Source organism: Pseudomonas sp. GL_139_B (assembly GCF_057834475.1).
Map to the genome: position 1 here is coordinate 391,803 of NZ_CM174403.1, position 15,838 is coordinate 407,640.

The 15,838-nt window shown below is 59.9% G+C and carries 12 protein-coding genes; all 12 read left to right on the forward strand.

The window, feature by feature from the left end; translation table 11 throughout:
• The first annotated feature begins 17 nt into the window (after positions 1–17).
• The 12 genes from AC3ISI_RS01805 (at position 18) to AC3ISI_RS01860 (ending at position 15,817) form a co-directional block, all read left to right on the forward strand.
• Positions 18–869 (forward strand): ABC transporter permease, encoded by an 852-nt coding sequence (locus AC3ISI_RS01805; protein ID WP_489335208.1) that lies wholly within the window; start codon positions 18–20, stop codon positions 867–869.
• Positions 866–1,696 carry a quaternary amine ABC transporter ATP-binding protein gene (locus AC3ISI_RS01810; RefSeq protein WP_477803659.1) on the forward strand — a complete coding sequence of 277 codons (831 nt, stop codon included), beginning with the start codon at positions 866–868 and terminating at the stop codon, positions 1,694–1,696. The genes AC3ISI_RS01805 and AC3ISI_RS01810 overlap by 4 nt, the downstream gene beginning before the upstream one ends.
• 141 nt (positions 1,697–1,837) lie before the next feature.
• On the forward strand, positions 1,838–3,361 hold the full coding sequence (locus AC3ISI_RS01815; RefSeq protein ID WP_489335210.1) for an HAL/PAL/TAL family ammonia-lyase: 1,524 nt from the start codon (positions 1,838–1,840) through the stop codon (positions 3,359–3,361).
• A 131-nt stretch (positions 3,362–3,492) separates the two neighbouring features.
• Positions 3,493–5,025: a histidine ammonia-lyase gene (hutH, locus tag AC3ISI_RS01820; RefSeq protein WP_489335212.1), complete on the forward strand. Its 1,533-nt coding sequence runs from the start codon at positions 3,493–3,495 to the stop codon at positions 5,023–5,025.
• A gap of 108 nt (positions 5,026–5,133) precedes the next feature.
• Positions 5,134–6,540, forward strand: coding sequence for an amino acid permease (locus tag AC3ISI_RS01825; protein ID WP_489335213.1), 1,407 nt, complete (start codon positions 5,134–5,136; stop codon positions 6,538–6,540).
• A gap of 17 nt (positions 6,541–6,557) precedes the next feature.
• Positions 6,558–7,763 (forward strand): imidazolonepropionase, encoded by a 1,206-nt coding sequence (gene hutI / locus AC3ISI_RS01830; protein WP_489335214.1) that lies wholly within the window; start codon positions 6,558–6,560, stop codon positions 7,761–7,763.
• A gap of 10 nt (positions 7,764–7,773) precedes the next feature.
• Positions 7,774–8,574 carry an N-formylglutamate deformylase gene (hutG, locus tag AC3ISI_RS01835; RefSeq protein ID WP_489335215.1) on the forward strand — a complete coding sequence of 267 codons (801 nt, stop codon included), beginning with the start codon at positions 7,774–7,776 and terminating at the stop codon, positions 8,572–8,574.
• A gap of 148 nt (positions 8,575–8,722) precedes the next feature.
• Positions 8,723–9,694 carry a prolyl aminopeptidase gene (gene pip / locus AC3ISI_RS01840; RefSeq protein WP_483840982.1) on the forward strand — a complete coding sequence of 324 codons (972 nt, stop codon included), beginning with the start codon at positions 8,723–8,725 and terminating at the stop codon, positions 9,692–9,694.
• Positions 9,691–10,128, forward strand: a complete 438-nt coding sequence (gene dtd, locus AC3ISI_RS01845) for a D-aminoacyl-tRNA deacylase (protein WP_489335216.1) — start codon at positions 9,691–9,693, stop codon at positions 10,126–10,128. Before pip ends, dtd begins: the two co-directional genes overlap by 4 nt.
• A gap of 321 nt (positions 10,129–10,449) precedes the next feature.
• Positions 10,450–12,264 (forward strand): glucan biosynthesis protein G, encoded by a 1,815-nt coding sequence (locus AC3ISI_RS01850; RefSeq protein ID WP_489335218.1) that lies wholly within the window; start codon positions 10,450–10,452, stop codon positions 12,262–12,264.
• Positions 12,257–14,827 (forward strand): glucans biosynthesis glucosyltransferase MdoH, encoded by a 2,571-nt coding sequence (gene mdoH / locus AC3ISI_RS01855; RefSeq protein WP_489335219.1) that lies wholly within the window; start codon positions 12,257–12,259, stop codon positions 14,825–14,827. The genes AC3ISI_RS01850 and mdoH overlap by 8 nt, the downstream gene beginning before the upstream one ends.
• 192 nt (positions 14,828–15,019) lie before the next feature.
• On the forward strand, positions 15,020–15,817 hold the full coding sequence (locus AC3ISI_RS01860) for a transporter substrate-binding domain-containing protein (protein ID WP_310266586.1): 798 nt from the start codon (positions 15,020–15,022) through the stop codon (positions 15,815–15,817).
• Positions 15,818–15,838 lie beyond the last annotated feature (21 nt).

Here is a 15,838-nt window from a genome sequence, read left to right on the forward strand (position 1 = left end):
TTGATTGAGAGTCTCTTATGTTTCCCGAAAGCTTTACCTTTTCCATCGCCGACTGGGTCAACAGTTGGGTCGATTCGCTGGTCACCAACTACGGCGATGTGTTCCGGCACATCTCCGACACGCTGTTGTGGGCCATCGTCAATCTTGAAAGTCTGCTGCGAGCGGCGCCTTGGTGGCTGATGCTGGCCATCGTCGCGGGCATTGCCTGGCACGCGACCCGCAAAGTCGTGACCACGGCTGTGATTGTCGGCTTGTTGTTCCTGGTGGGCGCGGTCGGCCTCTGGGACAAGCTGATGCAAACCCTGGCGCTGATGATGGTGGCGACGATCATTTCGGTGCTGATCGGCATTCCGCTGGGCATTCTCTCGGCGCGCAGCAATCGCCTGCGTTCGGTGCTGATGCCGATGCTGGACATCATGCAGACCATGCCGAGCTTCGTGTACCTGATCCCGGTGCTGATGCTGTTCGGTCTGGGTAAGGTGCCGGCAATTTTCGCCACCGTGATTTACGCCGCACCACCGCTGATTCGCTTGACCGATCTGGGCATTCGCCAGGTTGACGGGGAAGTGATGGAAGCGATCAACGCCTTTGGTGCGAACCGCTGGCAGCAATTGTTTGGCGTGCAACTGCCCCTGGCCCTGCCGAGCATCATGGCCGGGATCAACCAGACCACCATGATGGCCCTGTCGATGGTGGTGATTGCCTCGATGATCGGTGCCCGTGGTTTGGGTGAAGACGTGCTGGTGGGGATTCAGACCCTCAACGTCGGACGTGGCCTGGAAGCCGGTCTGGCGATCGTGATTCTGGCTGTGGTGATCGACCGCATTACTCAGGCGTACGGTCGGGCACGGCATGAGGTGAGCAAATGAACAACGCGACCGTAAGCAAGATCGAAGTCAAAAACGTCTTCAAGATTTTCGGCAATCGTTCCAAGGACGCACTGGCGATGATTGGCCAGGGCAAAACCAAGGATCAGGTGCTGTCTGAAACCGGCTGCGTGGTCGGCGTGAACGATTTGTCCCTGAGCATCGGCACTGGCGAGATCTTCGTGATCATGGGCCTGTCGGGTTCAGGTAAATCGACCCTGGTGCGCCACTTCAACCGCCTGATCGACCCGACCAGCGGCGCGATCCTGGTGGACGGCGTGGACATCCTGCAATACGACATGGAAGCCCTGCGCGAATTTCGTCGGCACCGGATCAGCATGGTGTTCCAGAGCTTCGGCCTGCTGCCGCACAAGACCGTGGTGGATAACGTCGCCTACGGCCTGAAAGTGCGTGGCGAGAGCAAGCAAATGTGCTCTGAGCGTGCGTTGCACTGGATCAACACCGTGGGCCTCAAGGGCTACGAAAACAAATACCCGCATCAACTCTCGGGCGGCATGCGTCAACGTGTGGGCCTGGCCCGCGCCTTGGCCGCAGACACTGACATCATCCTGATGGACGAAGCGTTCAGCGCCCTCGACCCACTGATCCGCGCCGAGATGCAGGACCAGTTGCTGGAACTGCAAAAGACCCTGCACAAGACCATCGTCTTCATCACCCACGACCTCGACGAGGCCGTGCGCATCGGCAATCGCATTGCGATCCTCAAGGACGGCCGCCTGATTCAGGTCGGCACCCCGAGAGAGATTCTGCATTCGCCGGCGGATGAGTATGTCGACCGGTTCGTGCAGCGTCGGGCAGCGGTGGTTTAAGAGATTTGCGGTGACTGTGCTGGCCCCTTCGCGAGCAGGCTCGCTCCCACAGTGGAACGCATACCCCTGTGGGAGCGAGCCTGCTCGCGAAGGCGGCGGTGGAGCTGCATCAAAATTGAAGAAATACAGTTGAGGTCAAAGATGTCCCAGGCTGAAAAAATCGTTATCACCCAAGCGCAGGTCAGTTGGCAGGATGTGGTGGCCGTCGCCCGTCATGGCGCGCAGCTTGAGCTGTCGGCGCCGGTCTGGGCACGGATTGAAAACGCACAAGGTATCGTCCAGCGCATCGTCACCAGCGGCGAGCGTGCCTATGGCATCAACACCGGGCTGGGCGCGTTGTGCAACGTCTCCCTTAAAGATGAACAACTCAGCCAGTTGTCGCGCAACACCTTGCTCAGTCACGCCTGTGGCGTGGGCGCGGCGCTGACCAACGAGCAGACTCGCGCGATCATGTGCGCCGCCGTCGTCAACTACAGCCACGGCAAATCCGGTCTGCACCGCCAAGTGGTCGAAGCTCTGTTGGCGCTGCTTAACCGTGGCATCACCCCGCAAGTACCGTCCCAGGGCTCCGTCGGCTACCTGACCCACATGGCGCACATCGGCATTGCGCTGCTGGGTGTCGGCAATGTCAGCTATCGCGGGCACATCGTTTCCGCTCTGCAAGCCTTGGCCGAAGAAGGCCTGCAACCGGTCAAGCTCGGCGCCAAGGACGGTTTGTGCCTGGTCAACGGCACGCCGTGCATGACCGGTCTCAGCTGCCTGGCGATTGCCGACGCCGCGCATTTGCTGAAGTGGGCCGACGTGATCGGCGCCATGAGTTTCGAAGCCCAGCGTGGTCAGATCGATGCGTTCGACGCCGAGATCATTGCGCTCAAGCCGCACCCGGGCATGCAGCAAGTCGGCATCAACCTGCGTGCCGTGCTCGATGGCAGTGAAGTGATCGCCAGCAGCAAAGGCGTTCGCACCCAGGACGCCTTGAGCATTCGCTCGATCCCGCAGGTCCATGGCGCTGCCCGTGATCAGCTGGTTCACGCGACCCAGCAGATCGAAAACGAACTCAACGGTGCCACCGATAACCCGTTGGTGCTGGGCACGCCGGACAACTACCGCGTCGTTTCCCAAGCCAACCCGCACGGCCAGTCCGTGGCGTTGGCGGCGGACCTTCTGGCTATCGCCATGGCTGAAATCGGCTCCATCGCCGAACGTCGCCTCGATCGCCTGATCAACCCGCACGTCAGCGGTCTGCCGGCGTTTCTGGTGGCCAATCCGGGCGTCAACTCAGGGATGATGATCGTCCAGTACGTCGCCGCTTCCCTGTGCGCGGAAAACCGTCAATTGGCGCAACCGGCCGTGCTCGACAACTACGTCACCTCAGGCCTGCAGGAAGACCACTTGAGCCTGGGCACCAACGCCGCGCTGAAGCTGCATCGCGCCCTGGAAAACTGCACGCAGATCCTCGCCATCGAGTACCTGCTGGCGGCCCAGGCGTTCGAATTCCTCAAAGAACAACGCTTTGGCGCTGGCACCGATGTGGCGTGGCGTCTGCTGCGTGAGCGTGTTCCTGCTTATGATCAGGACCGCTGGCTGGCGCCGGACATCGCTGCAGCCGCCGCTGTATTGAAAGAACAGAATTTGCTGCACAACGCTGTACCGAACTTGAACTGATTTCCAACAAAAACCAGCGTGCCAAGGCGCCAGCCCCCTCATACAGGGGCGGCGACGGACAACGGATATCTCCGGAGCGTCTGGTAGTCCTCTTCATTCCAGAAGAAGACAACTCTCAAAAGGAGCACAAAATGACTGCGCTAAACCTGATTCCCGGCCAACTGAGCCTCGCCCAACTGCGTGCTGTCTATCAGCAGCCGGTGAAACTGACCCTCGACCACAGCGCCTCGGCCCAGATTGAAGCCAGCGTGGCCTGTGTGGAGCAGATCCTCGCCGAGAACCGCACCGCCTACGGCATCAACACCGGTTTCGGCCTGCTGGCCTCGACCCGCATCGCCAGCGAAGATCTGGAAAACCTCCAGCGCTCGCTGGTGTTGTCCCACGCCGCCGGTGTCGGCGAGCCGATCAGCGACGCGCTGGTACGCCTGGTCATGGTGCTCAAGGTCAACAGCCTGAGCCGTGGCTTCTCCGGTATTCGTCGCGTGGTCATCGACGCGCTGATCGCCCTGATCAACGCCGAGGTCTACCCGCACATTCCATTGAAAGGCTCGGTTGGTGCATCCGGTGACCTGGCGCCGTTGGCCCATATGTCGCTGGTGCTGCTGGGCGAAGGCAAGGCTCGCTATAAAGGTGAGTGGATGGAAGCGACCGAAGCGCTGAAAATCGCCGGTCTGACCCCGCTGACCCTGGCCGCGAAAGAAGGCCTGGCGTTGCTCAACGGTACTCAGGTGTCGACCGCTTATGCATTGCGCGGTCTGTTTGAAGGTGAAGACCTGTTCGCTGGCGCTGTCGCGCTGGGCGCACTGACCGTTGAAGCGGTATTGGGCTCGCGCTCGCCGTTCGATGCACGCATCCATGCTGCCCGTGGCCAGAAAGGCCAGATCGACGCCGCTGCCGCTTATCGCGACCTGCTGGGTGAGCGCAGTGAAGTGTCCGACTCGCACGAAAACTGCGAAAAGGTCCAGGACCCTTACTCCCTGCGCTGCCAGCCCCAAGTCATGGGCGCGTGCCTGACTCAGTTCCGTCAGGCCGCCGAAGTGCTGGCCATCGAAGCCAACGCTGTGTCGGACAACCCGCTGGTGTTCGCCGCTGAAGGTGACGTGATTTCCGGCGGTAACTTCCACGCCGAACCGGTGGCCATGGCCGCTGACAACATGGCGCTGGCCATCGCGGAAATCGGCTCCCTGAGCGAACGCCGCATCTCGCTGATGATGGACAAGCACATGTCGCAACTGCCGCCGTTCCTGGTGGCTAACGGCGGCGTGAACTCCGGCTTCATGATCGCTCAGGTGACTGCAGCGGCACTGGCCAGTGAGAACAAGGCCCTGGCGCATCCGCATTCGGTGGACAGCCTGCCGACCTCGGCGAACCAGGAAGACCACGTTTCCATGGCGCCAGCCGCGGGCAAGCGTCTGTGGGAAATGGCCGAAAATACCCGTGGTGTGCTGGCGGTGGAATGGCTGGCAGCGGCTCAGGGTCTGGACTTGCGCAATGGTCTGAAGACCTCGGCAAAACTGGAAAAGGCCCGCGCCATCCTGCGTAACGAAGTGCCGTTCTATGAGAAGGACCGCTTCTTTGCTCCGGACATCAATGCGGCGACTGAATTGTTGGCCTCGCGTTGCCTGAACGAGCTGGTGATGGCGAAGTTGCTGCCTAGCCTGTAAGGGCGCCTTCGCTGGCAATCCAGCTCCTACAGCGGATCGCATGAACCCTGTAGGAGCTGGCTTGCCGGCGATTCGACTTTGCGTCGATAAAAATAAAAAGGACGAGAAATGCAACAGCCAGCAAAAGGTTTGAAACGCGGGCTTTCTGCCCGACATATTCGCTTCATGGCGCTGGGGTCGGCGATCGGCACCGGGCTGTTTTACGGTTCTGCCTCGGCCATTCAAATGGCCGGGCCCGCGGTATTGCTCGCCTACCTGATCGGTGGCGCAGCGGTGTTCATGGTCATGCGCGCCCTCGGTGAGATGGCGGTGCACAACCCGGTGGCCGGCTCTTTCGGTCAGTACGCCAGCACCTATCTGGGGCCGATGGCGGGCTTTATCCTCGGTTGGACCTACGCATTCGAAATGGTCATCGTCGGCATGGCCGACGTCACTGCATTTGGTATTTACATGGGCTTCTGGTTCCCGGAAGTTTCCCGCTGGATTTGGGTGCTGGGTGTCGTTTCCATCGTCGGCGGCTTGAACCTGTGCAACGTCAAAGTCTTCGGTGAAATGGAGTTCTGGCTGTCGCTGCTCAAGGTCGCGGCCATCGTCGCGATGATCCTGGGTGGTTTCGGCATCATGCTGTTCGGCATCAGTTCGGCCCCCGGCCAAGCGACCGACATCAGCAACCTCTGGACCCAGGGCGGCTTCATGCCCAATGGCATGGGCGGTCTGATTGCTTCGTTCGCGGTGGTGATGTTTGCCTTTGGCGGTATTGAAATCATCGGCGTAACGGCAGGTGAAGCCAAAGACCCGCAGCACGTGCTGCCCCGGGCGATCAATGCTGTACCGTTGCGGATTCTGCTGTTTTACGTGCTGACGATGCTGGTGCTGATGTCGATCTTTCCATGGCAGCAGATCGGCAGCCAGGGCAGCCCGTTCGTGCAGATTTTCGACAAGCTGGGGATCAGCTCGGCGGCCACCATCCTTAATATCGTGGTGATCACGGCGGCGATTTCGGCGATCAACAGTGACATCTTCGGCGCTGGCCGCATGATGTTCGGTCTGGCCCAGCAAGGACATGCACCGAAAGCCTTCGCTCGCTTGTCGCGCAATGGCGTGCCATGGATGACGGTCGTGGTGATGAGTGCCGCGCTGCTGCTGGGCGTGCTGCTGAACTACCTGATCCCGGAAAACGTGTTCCTGTTGATCGCTTCCATCGCGACCTTTGCCACCGTGTGGGTCTGGATGATGATTCTGGTCACCCAGGTGGCCATGCGTCGCTCGATGAGCGCCGAGCAGGTTGCACAACTGAAATTCCCGGTACCGCTCTGGCCCTATGCGCCGGCGGCGGCGATTGCCTTTATGCTGTTCATCTTTGGCGTGCTGGGCTATTTCCCGGACACCCAGGCAGCGCTGATTGTCGGCGTGGTCTGGATCGTGTTGCTGGTGCTGGCGTACCTGACGTGGGTGAAACCGGCGGCGGGCCAGGCAGCCCTGGTAACGCAGGACCCTACTTTTTCTCATCGATAACCTAATGGAGGCCTGGGATGAAAACTCTCTGGCAACACTGTCACGTCGCAACCATGGCACAAGGCGTCTACTCGATCATCGAGGACGCGGCCATTGTGACGTCCGGTGCGCTCATTGAGTGGATCGGCCCGCGTGCTGACCTGCCGGTTGGCGAGTACCCGGCGGTCAACGACTTGAACGGGGCCTGGGTCACACCGGGCCTGATCGACTGCCACACTCACACGGTGTTCGGCGGTAACCGCAGCGGTGAATTCGAACAGCGTCTGCAAGGTGTCAGCTACGCGGAAATTGCCGCAGCCGGTGGCGGCATCGCCAGCACCGTGCGCGCCACCCGCGCGGCGACCGAAGACGAACTGTTCGCCAGCGCCGCCAAACGTCTGAAAAGCCTGATGCGCGACGGCGTGACCACGGTCGAGATGAAGTCCGGCTACGGCCTGGACCTGGCCAGCGAACGCAAAATCCTTCGTGTGATCCGCCGTCTCGGCGCCGAACTGCCGGTGAGCGTGCGCAGCACCTGCCTGGCTGCCCACGCCTTGCCGCCGGAATACGCCGATCGCGCCGACGATTACATCGATCACATTTGCGCCGAGATGCTCCCGGCCCTTGCCGCCGAAGGGTTGGTGGATGCGGTGGATGCATTCTGCGAATACCTGGCGTTCTCGCCGGCACAGGTCGAGCGTGTGTTCATCGCCGCACAGGAACTCGGGTTGCCGGTGAAGCTGCACGCCGAGCAACTGTCATCGCTGCACGGTTCGAGCCTCGCGGCGCGTTATCACGCCTTGTCGGCCGATCACCTGGAGTTCATGACCGAGGACGACGCCCTCGCCATGGCCAAGTCCGGAACCGTCGCAGTGCTTCTGCCGGGGGCGTTCTACTTCTTGCGGGAAACCCAGTTGCCGCCGATGGAGGCCCTGCGCAAACACGGCGTGAAAATCGCCATTGCCAGCGACCTCAACCCCGGCACCTCGCCGGCACTGTCGTTGCGCTTGATGCTGAACATGGCCTGCACCTGTTTCCGCATGACCCCGGAAGAAGCCTTGGCCGGTGCAACGATTCATGCCGCCACTGCGTTGGGCATGGCCGACACCCACGGTTCGCTGGAAGCCGGCAAGGTCGCGGATTTCGTCGCCTGGCAAATCGATCGTCCCGCCGATTTGTCGTACTGGCTGGGCGGTGACCTGGAAAAACGCGTCGTGCGTCACGGCGTCGAGACAAGCGTTTAGGAGAGCAGTTGTGGAAAAGGTTCTGAACTTCAAACAAGGCCGCGTGCCATTGCTGATCAGCATGCCCCACGCTGGCGTGCGCCTGACTCCGGCAGTTGAAGCCGGGTTGATCCCGGACGCGAGAAGCTTGCCGGACACCGACTGGCACATCCCGCAGCTTTACGATTTTGCCGCCGAACTGGGTGCCAGCACCTTGGCTGCCGAGTATTCACGGTTCGTGATTGACCTGAACCGGCCGTCCGACGACAAGCCTTTGTATCTAGGCGCCACCACCGGTCTGTATCCGGCGACGCTGTTCGACGGTATTCCATTGTTCCGTGAAGGGCTGGAGCCTTCGAAAGTAGAAAGAGCGACGTATCTGGAGCAGATCTGGACGCCGTACCACAGCACCTTGCAGAACGAACTGGCGCGAATGAAAGCCGAGTTCGGCTACGCGTTGCTGTTCGACGCGCACTCGATCCGCTCGATCATCCCGCACCTGTTCGACGGCAAACTGCCAGACTTCAACCTCGGCACCTTCAATGGCGCCAGTTGTGATCCGCAGTTGGCTTCGCAACTGGAGGCGATCTGCGCCGGGCATCCGGACTACAGCCATGTGCTGAACGGTCGCTTCAAGGGCGGTCACATCACCCGGCATTACGGCAACCCGGCCGAAAATATTCATGCCGTGCAACTGGAACTGGGACAGTGCACCTACATGGAAGAGTTCGAGCCGTTCCGCTATCGCCCGGATCTGGCTGCGCCGACGCAAGTGGTGCTCAAGGAATTGCTGCAAGGGCTGCTGGCTTGGGGTGAAAAACACTACGGGTGACTGATCATTCCCACGCCCTCGCGTGGGAGCGAGCAACCATGCGCGCCGTAACGGGCATGCTCATTGACGTAATTCGGGTTTATGATGCCGGACGGCAGAATAATAGAAGTCCCCCCAGGGATGACCTCGACCCCTTACGGAGCGCGCAATGCAGACTTTGTACCCGCAGATCAAACCCCACGCCCGGCACGATCTGGCCGTCGATGACACCCATACTCTCTACGTCGACGAAAGCGGTTCACCGGAAGGTTTGCCGGTGGTGTTCATCCACGGCGGCCCCGGCGCCGGGTGTGATGCCCAGAGCCGTCGGTATTTCGATCCAAACCTGTATCGCATTGTCACCTTTGACCAGCGTGGTTGCGGTCGCTCCACCCCCCACGCCAGCCTCGAAAACAACACCACCTGGGATCTGGTCGCCGACCTTGAGCGGATTCGCAAGCATCTGGGCATCGACAAATGGGTGTTGTTTGGCGGCTCCTGGGGTTCGACCCTGGCGCTGGCCTATGCGCAAACCCATCCGGAGCGTGTCCACGGCCTGATCCTGCGCGGGATCTTTCTTTGTCGTCCGCAGGAAATCGAATGGTTCTACCAGGCGGGCGCCAGCCGTCTGTTCCCCGATTACTGGCAGGACTACATTGCACCGATCCCGCTGGACGAGCGGGGCGACTTGCTCAGCGCTTTCCACAAGCGCCTGATCGGCAACGACCAGATTGCCCAGATGCATGCGGCCAAGGCCTGGTCCACGTGGGAAGGCCGGACCGCGACGTTGCGTCCGAACCCGCTGGTGGTCGATCGCTTCTCGGAGCCTCAGCGCGCGTTGTCGATTGCGCGCATTGAATGTCACTACTTCACCAACAATGCCTTCCTTGAGCCCAACCAGCTCATCCGTGACATGGGCAAAATTGCCCATTTGCCCGGTGTGATTATCCACGGGCGCTACGATGTGATTTGCCCGCTGGATAACGCCTGGGAATTGCACCAGAACTGGCCGAACAGTGAATTGCAGATCATCCGTGACGCCGGCCATGCCGCCGCCGAACCGGGCATCACCGATGCGCTGGTACGGGCCGCCGGCCAGATGGCGCGCCGCTTGCTCGACCTGCCGCCCGAAGAAGCATGAAGGGGCTGTTGCAACGCGTACGGGGTGCGCGAGTCGAGGTTGCGGGGGAAGTGGTGGGAGCGGTCGACCAGGGATTGCTGGTACTGATCGCCGTCGAGCCCGGGGATACTCGGGCGAGCGCCGACAAACTTCTGAATAAGCTGCTTAACTATCGGGTATTCAGCGACGTCGAGGGCAAGATGAATCTGTCCTTGGCGGATGTCGGTGGCGGGTTGCTGCTGGTCTCACAGTTCACCCTGGCTGCTGACACTAAAAGCGGGCTGCGTCCGAGTTTTTCGACCGCGGCCCCTCCGGCCTTGGGTGAGGAGCTTTTCGACTATCTATTAGGCAAAGCGAAACAGGTGCATGGCACAGTGGCATCAGGTAGATTCGGCGCGGATATGCAGGTGCACCTGGTCAATGATGGCCCGGTCACCTTCCTGTTACAGACCTGAAAGCGCTTGAAACAACTTTTTAAGGGCTTTTCGACTGCAAACAGGCGTTTTTCGCGAGAAATACTTTGTTGCGCATGATGCGTTGTAACGCTGCCTGCTAGATAATCGCGCGCTACGGGGATCGGCGTTCGTTGGTCCATTTTGACTTAGGTAGAGACTTGTCCTGGACCGTTTGGGGAATCATTTAGCCCCATCGGAGTCGGAACAATGCTCGCCAACTTGGCAAGAGTGGTTTGTAAGGTCGGTTTTTTCATGCCGTTGACCGCGCAAATCCTTCAACTGGCCGTTGGTTTTTTGATCTGTTTTCGGCGAGGGTTGCTCGTGATTGTTAGTCCCTGTAATGCACCAAAATTGACTGCCAAACGGTTCCGAAGCGCTCTGGTAGCGGGCTCAGCACTGCTCTGCCTGTTCAGCGCCGGCCAGCTGTGGGCATTCAATCTTGAGGATGTGTCGGTCAAGGCAAAAGAGCTGGCCGCGCAAAAATTCGAAGCTCCGCGCAGTAACCTGCCGAACGAGTTCCGCGATATGAAATTCGCGGACTATCAGAAAATTCGTTTCCTGACCGAAAAGGCCGAATGGGCGGACCTGAAAACTCCGTTCAAGCTGTCGTTCTATCACCAGGGCATGCATTTCGATACACCGGTAAAAATCAACGAAATCACGGCTAACTCCGTCGAAGAGATCAAGTACGACCCTACTCGTTTCGATTTCGGCGACGTGAAGTTCGATCCTAAAGCCACCGAGCAACTGGGTTATGCCGGTTTCCGGGTGCTGTACCCGATCAACAAGGCTGACAAGCAAGACGAAATCATGACCATGCTCGGCGCCAGCTACTTCCGCGTCGTCGGCAAGGGTCACGTCTATGGTTTGTCTGCTCGTGGCATGGCAATTGATACCGCGTTACCGTCCGGTGAAGAGTTCCCGCGTTTCACCGAGTTCTGGATTCAACAGCCAAAGCCGGGCGACAAACATCTGGTTATTTTTGCGTTGCTGGATTCGCCGCGTGCGACCGGTGCCTATCGCCTGACCCTGCGTCCGGGCAGCGACACCATTGTTGACGTCAAGGCGCAGATGTTCCTGCGTGACAAGGTCGGCAAGCTGGGTATCGCTCCATTGACGAGCATGTATCTGTTCGGCGCCAACCAGCCATCGAAGGTGCTGAACTACCGTCGTGAACTGCACGATTCCAGCGGCCTGGCGATCCATGCCGGCAACGGCGAATGGATCTGGCGACCATTGAACAACCCGAAACACCTGTCGGTGAGCAACTTCTCGGTCGAAAACCCGAGGGGCTTCGGCTTGCTGCAACGTGGCCGTGACTTCAGCCACTACGAAGACCTCGATGACCGCTACGACAAGCGCCCAAGCGCCTGGATCGAGCCGAAGGGTGACTGGGGCAAGGGTACCGTGGATCTGGTCGAGATTCCGACCGCCGACGAAACCAACGATAATATCGTGGCTTTCTGGAACCCGGAAAAACTGCCAGAGCCGGGCCAGCCGCTCGATGTTGCCTATCGCCTGCACTGGACCATGGACGAAGACACGATTCACGCCCCCGACAGCGCCTGGGTCAAACAGACCTTGCGTTCAACCGGTGACGTTAAACAGTCCAACCTGATTCGTCAGCCGGACGGTAGCGTTGCTTATCTGGTGGATTTCGAAGGCCCGTCCCTGGCGGCATTGCCGGCGGATGCGGACGTTCGCAGCCAGGTCAGCGTGGGTGACAACGCCGAACTGGTCGAGAACAGCGTGCGTTACAACCCTGAAACCAAGGGCTGGCGCCTGACGCTGCGCATGAAGATCAAGGACCCGGGCAAAGCCACCGAAATGCGTGCGGCACTGGTGCAGAACATCGTGCCGGCCGACCTGGCCAAGACGTCGCTTCCCGCGTCGAATTCGTCTGTCGCCAAAGCCGACAAGGTCGCCGCCAAGCAACAGGAAAAAACCGACAAGGAAGCCAAGCAAGCAGAGGCCAAGCAGGCCGATGTCAAGCCGGTTGCAGATGCCAAGGACAAGGCCAACAAAGACGCCAAGCAGCCAGTTGCTGCCGACGCGGCCCCAGCCACACCGGAATCGGCGCCGACTGAAGAAGTCCTGACCGAGACCTGGAGCTACCAGTTGCCTGCCGATGAGTAATTCTCAAGTACAGCCAGAGACGCTTGCCGAGTATCTGGCGCATCTACCGATGACCGACCAGCAGCGCGCGGAACTCGCGGGCTGCCAGTCCTTTAGCGAATTGCACCAGCGCCTGTCGTCTTCAACGTTCGACGCACCGACTGATGCCGCCCAGGCCTCGGTAGGCCGTCGTTTGACCTTGAATACGGCGCAAGAGTTGGAAGAAGCGGAAATGTTGGCGGTCGACGCCAGCGGTCGGGTTTGCCTCAAGGCGACCCCGCCGATCCGTCGGACCAAAGTCGTGCCGGAGCCGTGGCGCACCAACATTCTGGTGCGTGGTTGGCGTCGTTTGACCGGTCGCACCAATCCGCCGGCTCCGCCGAAAGATGAACGCGTATTACCGGCTGCCCGCTGGCGCACCGTGGGCTCGATCCGTCGCTACATCCTGCTGGTGCTGATGCTTGGTCAGACCATCGTGGCCGGCTGGTACATGAAAGGCATCATGCCGTATCAGGGCTGGTCGTTCGTCGACCTCAACGAAGTGCTGCATCAACCGCTCCTGCAAACCGCCACGCAGGTGCTGCCATATGCGCTGCAAACCAGCATCCTGATCCTGTTCGGGATTCTGTTCTGCTGGGTATCGGCCGGTTTCTGGACTGCGCTGATGGGCTTCCTCGAATTGCTCACCGGTCACGATAAATACCGCATCTCCGGTAAAAGCGCCGGTAATGAACCGATTCCCAAGGACGCACGCACCGCATTGGTGATGCCGATCTGCAACGAAGACGTGCCACGGGTGTTTGCCGGTTTGCGCGCGACGTTCGAGTCAGTTGCGGCCACGGGTGACCTGGATCGCTTCGACTTCTTCGTTCTCAGTGACAGTAACGACGCCGACATCTGCGTTGCCGAGCAGCAAGCCTGGCTGGATGTTTGCCGCGAAGCCAAGGGCTTCGGCAAGATCTTCTACCGTCGTCGTCGCCGTCGCGTGAAACGTAAAAGCGGTAACCTCGACGACTTCTGCCGTCGTTGGGGTGGAGATTACAAGTACATGGTCGTGCTCGACGCGGACTCCGTAATGAGCGGCGAATGCCTGACCAGCCTGGTGCGTTTGATGGAAGCCACGCCGGACGCCGGGATCATTCAGACCGCGCCGCGTGCATCGGGCATGGACACTCTTTATGCGCGCATGCAGCAGTTTGCGACTCGTGTGTACGGTCCGCTGTTTACCGCCGGTCTGCACTTCTGGCAGTTGGGTGAATCTCACTACTGGGGCCACAACGCGATCATCCGCATGAAGCCGTTCATCGAGCACTGCGCCTTGGCGCCGTTGCCGGGTAAAGGTGCTTTCGCCGGTGCGATTCTGTCCCACGACTTCGTTGAAGCCGCGCTGATGCGTCGTGCCGGTTGGGGCGTGTGGATCGCTTATGACTTGCCGGGCAGCTACGAAGAACTGCCGCCGAACCTGCTGGACGAACTCAAGCGTGACCGTCGCTGGTGCCACGGTAACTTGATGAACTTCCGTCTGTTCCTGGTCAAAGGCATGCACCCGGTTCACCGGGCGGTGTTCCTGACCGGCGTGATGTCTTATCTGTCGGCGCCGTTGTGGTTCTTCTTCCTCGTGCTGTCGACAGCGCTGTTGGCGGTCAACACGCTGATGGAACCGCAATACTTCATGGAACCGCGTCAGCTCTATCCGCTGTGGCCACAATGGCATCCGGACAAGGCTGTCGCGCTGTTTTCCACGACCGTGGTGTTGCTGTTCCTGCCGAAGCTGTTGAGCATCATTCTGATCTGGGCCAAAGGCGCGACAGAGTTCGGCGGCAAGCTCAAGGTAACGCTCTCGATGCTGCTGGAGATGCTGTTCTCCATGCTGCTGGCGCCGGTGCGGATGATTTTCCACACCCGTTTCGTCCTCGCCGCGTTCCTCGGCTGGGCCGCAACCTGGAACTCACCACAACGTGACGATGACTCCACGCCATGGAGCGAAGCGGTCAAGCGCCACGGTCCGCAGACGTTGCTGGGCTTTTTTTGGGCCTTGCTGGTGATCTGGCTGAACCCGAGCTTCCTGTGGTGGCTGGTGCCGATCGTCGGTTCGTTGATGCTGTCGATCCCGGTGTCGGTGATCTCCAGTCGTGTCGGTCTGGGCCTGAAATCCCGTGACGAGAGCCTGTTCCTGATCCCTGAGGAATACAATCCGCCACAGGCATTGCTGGCCACTGACCAGTACACCCATGAAAACCGTTATCACGCACTGAACGACGGCTTCATCCGGTCGGTGGTCGACCCGCAGCAGAACGCCCTGGCGTGTTCTCTGGCGACGTCGCGTCACGGTCAGGCCGAGCCGATCGAGTGGTTGCGGGTAGAGCGGGTTCGTCACGCCTTGAAAGTCGGGCCTCACGGCTTGAACAACAATGAGCGTGTGCAACTGCTGAGTGACCCGGTGGCATTGGGTCGTCTGCATGAGCAGATCTGGAGCGAAGGTCACCCCGAATGGTTGCAAGCCTGGCGTCAATCGGTGAAAGCTGATCCTCACGCGCCGCTGCTGCCGCTCAAGCCGCTGAGTGCGCAAGCACAACTGGCCTGATAAAGAGCCCCGCTGATTGAGCGGGGCTTTTTTTCGTCTGATCGTTTGCAAAGCCTTGTGCAAACGGGCGAGTACGTTAGGATCCGTCCCCGAATTGGTGCGCCCGGACGATTTCGGTCCGAATTGGTGCGTTTCCTGAGGGAAACCGCCGTTTTGCGCGCCTCACACCGCAATGGTTTTGGGGACATGATGATGAAGAAGTATCTCTCGATGCTGCTGGTCGGCGTCACGGCGCTGGTTGCAGTCAGCGCAGCGCAGGCCGGGGCCATCGATGACGCGGTCAAGCGTGGCACGCTGAAAGTCGGCATGGACCCGACCTACATGCCGTTCGAAATGACCAACAAGCGCGGCGAGATCATCGGTTTCGAAGTTGACATCCTCAAAGCCATGTCCAAAGCCATGGGCGTCAAGCTGGAACTGGTTTCTACCGGCTATGACGGCATCATCCCGGCCCTGATGACCGACAAGTTCGACATGATCGGCAGCGGCATGACTCTGACTCAGGAACGCAACCTGCGCCTGAACTTCAGCGAACCGTTCATCGTGGTTGGCCAGACGCTGCTGATCCGCAAGGAGCTGGAAGGCACCATCAAGTCCTATAAAGACCTGAACACCGCCGACTACCGCATCACCTCCAAGCTCGGCACCACCGGCGAGATGGTCGCCAAGAAGCTGATCTCCAAAGCCAAGTATCACGGCTATGACAACGAGCAGGAGGCCGTGCTTGACGTGGTTAACGGCAAGGCTGACGCCTTCATCTATGACGCGCCGTATAACGTCGTGGCCGTGAACAAGGTCGGCGCCGGCAAACTGGTGTTCCTCGACAAGCCGTTCACCTACGAACCGCTGGCCTTCGGCCTGAAGAAAGGTGACTACGACAGCATCAACTTCATCAACAACTTCCTGCACCAGATCCACGAAGACGGCACCTACGATCGCATCCATGACAAGTGGTTCAAAGACACCGCCTGGCTCAAGGACATGGAGTAACGCTGAAAAGCGGCGTTCGGT

Coding starts and splice junctions, on each gene's coding strand:
- AC3ISI_RS01860 (WP_310266586.1), top strand. CDS start 15,020: ATGAAGAAGTATCTCTCGATGCTGCTGGTCGGCGTCACGGCGCTGGTT.
- mdoH (WP_489335219.1), top strand. CDS start 12,257: ATGAGTAATTCTCAAGTACAGCCAGAGACGCTTGCCGAGTATCTGGCG.
- AC3ISI_RS01810 (WP_477803659.1), top strand. CDS start 866: ATGAACAACGCGACCGTAAGCAAGATCGAAGTCAAAAACGTCTTCAAG.
- AC3ISI_RS01805 (WP_489335208.1), top strand. CDS start 18: ATGTTTCCCGAAAGCTTTACCTTTTCCATCGCCGACTGGGTCAACAGT.
- AC3ISI_RS01825 (WP_489335213.1), top strand. CDS start 5,134: ATGCAACAGCCAGCAAAAGGTTTGAAACGCGGGCTTTCTGCCCGACAT.
- pip (WP_483840982.1), top strand. CDS start 8,723: ATGCAGACTTTGTACCCGCAGATCAAACCCCACGCCCGGCACGATCTG.
- dtd (WP_489335216.1), top strand. CDS start 9,691: ATGAAGGGGCTGTTGCAACGCGTACGGGGTGCGCGAGTCGAGGTTGCG.
- AC3ISI_RS01815 (WP_489335210.1), top strand. CDS start 1,838: ATGTCCCAGGCTGAAAAAATCGTTATCACCCAAGCGCAGGTCAGTTGG.
- hutI (WP_489335214.1), top strand. CDS start 6,558: ATGAAAACTCTCTGGCAACACTGTCACGTCGCAACCATGGCACAAGGC.
- hutH (WP_489335212.1), top strand. CDS start 3,493: ATGACTGCGCTAAACCTGATTCCCGGCCAACTGAGCCTCGCCCAACTG.